We start from the raw sequence: 3,888 nt of genomic DNA, 5'->3' as shown, positions 1-3,888 counted from the left end.
CAGCCCCGTACCCGGCCAGTCGGGGAAGCGGCGCCGGGGCCGCCCCGGTGGCGGGGACCGACAGCCGCCGACGCGCCAAGGGACACCGGCGGGGGCGCCGACGCGCCGCCCGGCCCGGCCCCGGACCCCTGCGCCGCACCGCCTTCGGCACCGCGGGCCTGCTCTGTCTGGTGCTCGGCACCTCACTCGCGCTGTCCGGCCGGGAGACCCCGGTGGTGCGGGTCGAGACCTCCGGCCACGGCGCCGGCACCGACATCCCCGCGGCGGCCCCGGGCGCCCCGGCCACGACCGGCACCGAGCACAGTGCGCCCACCGCCGCCAAGCCGTTCACGCCCTCACCGCCGACCCGCCTGCTGGTCCCCTCCGTCGGGGTGGACGCACCGGTGGCCGACCTCGGCCTGAACCCCGACGGCACGGTCGAGGTGCCACCGGCCGACCGGGGCGACGAGGTCGGCTGGTACCGCAACGGCCCCACCCCCGGCGAGCCCGGCCCCGCCGTGCTCATCGGGCACTACGACACCGTGCACGGCCCGGCGGTCTTCAAGCAGCTGCCGAAACTGCGGCCCGGCGAGCTGATCCGGATCCGACGCGCGGACGGCAGCACCGTGGACTTCAAGGTCCGCACGCTGCTCCAGGCCGCCAAGGACCGCTTCCCGACCGAGCAGGTGTACGGCGACACGCCCGCGCCCGCGCTCCGGCTGATCACCTGCGGCGGGCGGATCGGCTCGGACGGCCACTGGACGGACAACATCATCGTGCTGGCGGACCTGGCCTGACGACCCGGTACCGGCCGTACGAAGTGCCTCGCGGAACCATCGGCCGCCGTCCGCGCGACCTACCACCCGGGGCCGTGACGGGAGCGGCGAACCCCGGCGTCGCCACAGACCAGGAGGACGAGCACCGACCGTGGCAGCAACACGAGCACCCCGCCGCCGGCCCGGCGCCGTCCCGGTGGCCACCCTGGCCGGCCTGGTCGTCGTCCTCGCCCTCGCCGCCCTCGCCTTCGGCCGGGCCACCCCCGGCGGCCTGAGCGACCAGGGCCCGGCCCAGGCCGTCACGCCACCGCCGGTGACCCGGGCGCTCTGGCCGCAGCTGCCCACCTCTCCGCCGCCGGCCACGCCCGCGACCGGCGTCGCCCAGGAGCCGCCACAGCCCGTACCGGACCTGACCGTCCCCGGGCGCGACATCACCGCGGTCGACGTCCGCACCGTCCTCGCCAAGGATCCGAAGGTGAGCCTGGAGGAGCGCCAGGCGCTCGGCTCCTGCGCCGGGTGCGAGGTCCGCGCCCCCGAGTTCCGCGACCTCACCGGGGACGGACAGCCCGAGCTGATCACCGTCGTCACCACCCCCGGACCGGTCGTGCTGCACGTCTACACACTCGTCGAGGACCGCCTGCTGCCCGTCCTCCGGGTACAGGTCCAGCCGATGTTCAACGCCGCGACCATCGGCACCGACCTGTGGCTGTTCGAGCCGACCAGCGCCTACGTCCGGACCAGCAGCCACTACCAGTGGGACGGGACCAGGCTCGCCCTGAAGGACCGCCTCGACGAGGGCGTCGGCGTGCTCCCGCCCACCGGCACGGACACCGGCCGGCCGGCCGCCACCGCGGCCGAGCCCGTCCCGCCCCCGGCACGCCCCACCCCGTCCGCGCCGAAGAAGACGGCCCCCGATGCCGTCGTCCCGGCCCCGCGCCCCGCCCGGCCGTCCTCCGAGCCCACCGCCCCCGTCGTGCTCCCGGAAGCGAAGCGATGACCCCCGCAGGCACCCCCGCCACCCCCGGCGCCACTCCCGCCCACCCGCACATCCTGCTGGTCGAGGACGACGAGGTGATCCGCGAGGCCACCCGGATGGCCCTGGAACGCTACGGCTTCCCGGTCACCACCGCGGCCGACGGCCTGGAGGGACTGGAGGCCTTCCACGCCGTCCGGCCCGACCTGCTCCTGCTGGACGTCATGCTGCCGCTGCTCGACGGGGTCGGCCTCTGCCGCCGGATCCGGGAGGAGAGCCAGCTGCCGATCCTGATGATGTCCGCCCGGACCGACCCGGTGGACGTGGTCTCCGGGCTGGAGGCCGGGGCGGACGACTACGTGGTCAAGCCCTTCGAGAGCGCCGTCCTGGTCGCCCGGATCCGTACGGTGCTGCGCCGTATCCGGGTCGTCCCGGCGGTCGACTCCCCGCTGCCGCCGGAGGCCCCGTCGGCTTCCCCGACCACCCCCTCTTCCCCCGCCGTCCCCTCTTCCCCTCCTTCCCCTCCTTCCTCGCCCGCCTCTCCCGTCGCCGTGCGCAGCTTCGACGGCCTCCAGGTGGACACCGACAGCATGGAGGTCCGGGTGGACGGCCGCCTCGTCCCGCTCACCCCCACCGAGCTGCGGCTGCTGCTGGAGTTCACCGCCGCGCCCGGGATCGTGCTGGAGCGCTCCACCCTGCTCGAACGCGTCTGGGACTACGAGTGGGGCGCCGACACCCGGGTCGTGGACGTCCACGTGCAGCGGCTGCGCGCCAAGATCGGCTCCGGCCGGATCGAGACCGTCCGCGGGTTCGGCTACAAGCTGCGGCGCCCGGCATGACCCTGCGCCGCCAGATCGCCACCGCCGTCGCCGCCATCGCCGTCCTGGTCGCGGTGGCCGTCGGCCTGCTGGTCCACCAGGCGATGATCCGTCAGCACGTCGACCAGGCCCGTTCCTCCGCGCTCACCGCCCTCGACTCCGCACTGGCCGACTACGAACGCGGCGGCAAGCCGACCGACCGGGGCGCGGCCGTGAACGACCCGGCCCTGCCCGGCCGGCTGCGCGCCCTCGTCGACGGCGGCCGGCACGGCTCGCTGCTCGCCGCCGACGGCACCGGCGAGTCAATGTGGGCGGCCGGCCCGGTGCAGGACGGGGTGCTGTCCGTCCGGGTCGACTTCGCCCAGGACCGGCAGGCCATCGCCGACCTGGACCGGATCATCCTGCTCACCGTCGTCGCCGCGGTCTTCACCACCGTGCTGGCCGGCGTGCTCGTCGCCGACCGGATCAGCCGCCGGCTGCGCACCGCGGCCACCGCCGCCCGGGGCATCGCGGCCGGCGGGACGGACACCCGGATCGGCGAACTCGTCGACGGCAAGGACGAGGTGGCCGACCTCGCCGCCGCCGTCGACCTGATGTCCCGCACCCTGCACCGGCGGCTGGAGGACGAACAGCGCTTCACCGCGGACGTCGCCCACGAGCTGCGCACCCCGCTCACCGGGCTGGTCACCGCCGCCGAACTGCTGCCGCCCGGGCGCCCCACCCAGCTCGTACAGAACCGGGTCCAGGCGCTGCGCGGCCTGGTCGAGGACCTGCTGGAGGTCTCCCGCCTGGACGCGGACGCCGAGTCCCCCGACCTGTCCGCCGTCCCGCTGGAGCGCGCGGCACGCCGCACCGTCTCCCTCACCGGTCTGGACGTCACCGTCGACATCACCGCCGACCGGCAGGTCCGCACCGACCTGCGCCGGCTGGACCGCATCCTCGGGAACCTGATCCTCAACGCCCACCGCCACGGCGCCGGCCCGGTCCACCTGCACGTCGACGGCCTGCGGATCACCGTCCGCGACCACGGCCCCGGCTACCCCGAGGACCTCCTCCGGCACGGCCCGCAGCGCTTCCGCACCAACGCCCCCGAACGAGGCCGCGGCCACGGCCTCGGCCTCACCATCGCCAGCGGCCACGCCCGCGTCATCGGTGCCACCCTGACCTTCGCCAACCACCCCGACGGCGGCGCGCTGGCCATCCTCGTCCTGCCGTCGGACTGACCCCGGCCGACAGCGAAAGGGCCGGCCCGACACCCGTCGGACCGGCCCTTCCCGTCTGCGCCGAGCCCCCTGTCGGGTTCGAACCGACGACCCCCGCTTTACAAGACGAACCCGGATCA

Annotated in this window: 4 protein-coding genes; all 4 read left to right on the top strand. The window is 75.5% G+C overall.

Annotation, left to right across the window (positions count from 1 at the left end):
• Positions 1-776 (top strand): class F sortase (locus ACFU7Y_RS41385; RefSeq protein WP_380771563.1); only part of this gene is annotated, 776 nt, incomplete at its 5' end.
• Between the two features lie 130 nt (positions 777-906).
• Positions 907-1,752 (top strand): hypothetical protein, encoded by an 846-nt coding sequence (locus ACFU7Y_RS41380; protein WP_224283494.1) that lies wholly within the window; start codon positions 907-909, stop codon positions 1,750-1,752.
• Positions 1,749-2,567, top strand: coding sequence for a response regulator transcription factor (locus ACFU7Y_RS41375; protein ID WP_224283495.1), 819 nt, complete (start codon positions 1,749-1,751; stop codon positions 2,565-2,567). The genes ACFU7Y_RS41380 and ACFU7Y_RS41375 overlap by 4 nt, the downstream gene beginning before the upstream one ends.
• Positions 2,564-3,769: a HAMP domain-containing sensor histidine kinase gene (locus tag ACFU7Y_RS41370; protein ID WP_224283496.1), complete on the top strand. Its 1,206-nt coding sequence runs from the start codon at positions 2,564-2,566 to the stop codon at positions 3,767-3,769. The genes ACFU7Y_RS41375 and ACFU7Y_RS41370 overlap by 4 nt, the downstream gene beginning before the upstream one ends.
• Positions 3,770-3,888: the final 119 nt, after the last annotated feature.

It is taken from the genome of Kitasatospora sp. NPDC057542 (assembly GCF_042801945.1).
Taxonomy (GTDB): Bacteria; Actinomycetota; Actinomycetes; order Streptomycetales; family Streptomycetaceae; genus Kitasatospora.
Note: the sequence above shows the minus strand (reverse complement) of the source record. Positions and strands in the feature narration are given on the sequence as shown.

Coding starts and splice junctions, on each gene's coding strand:
- ACFU7Y_RS41375 (WP_224283495.1), top strand. CDS start 1,749: ATGACCCCCGCAGGCACCCCCGCCACCCCCGGCGCCACTCCCGCCCAC.
- ACFU7Y_RS41370 (WP_224283496.1), top strand. CDS start 2,564: ATGACCCTGCGCCGCCAGATCGCCACCGCCGTCGCCGCCATCGCCGTC.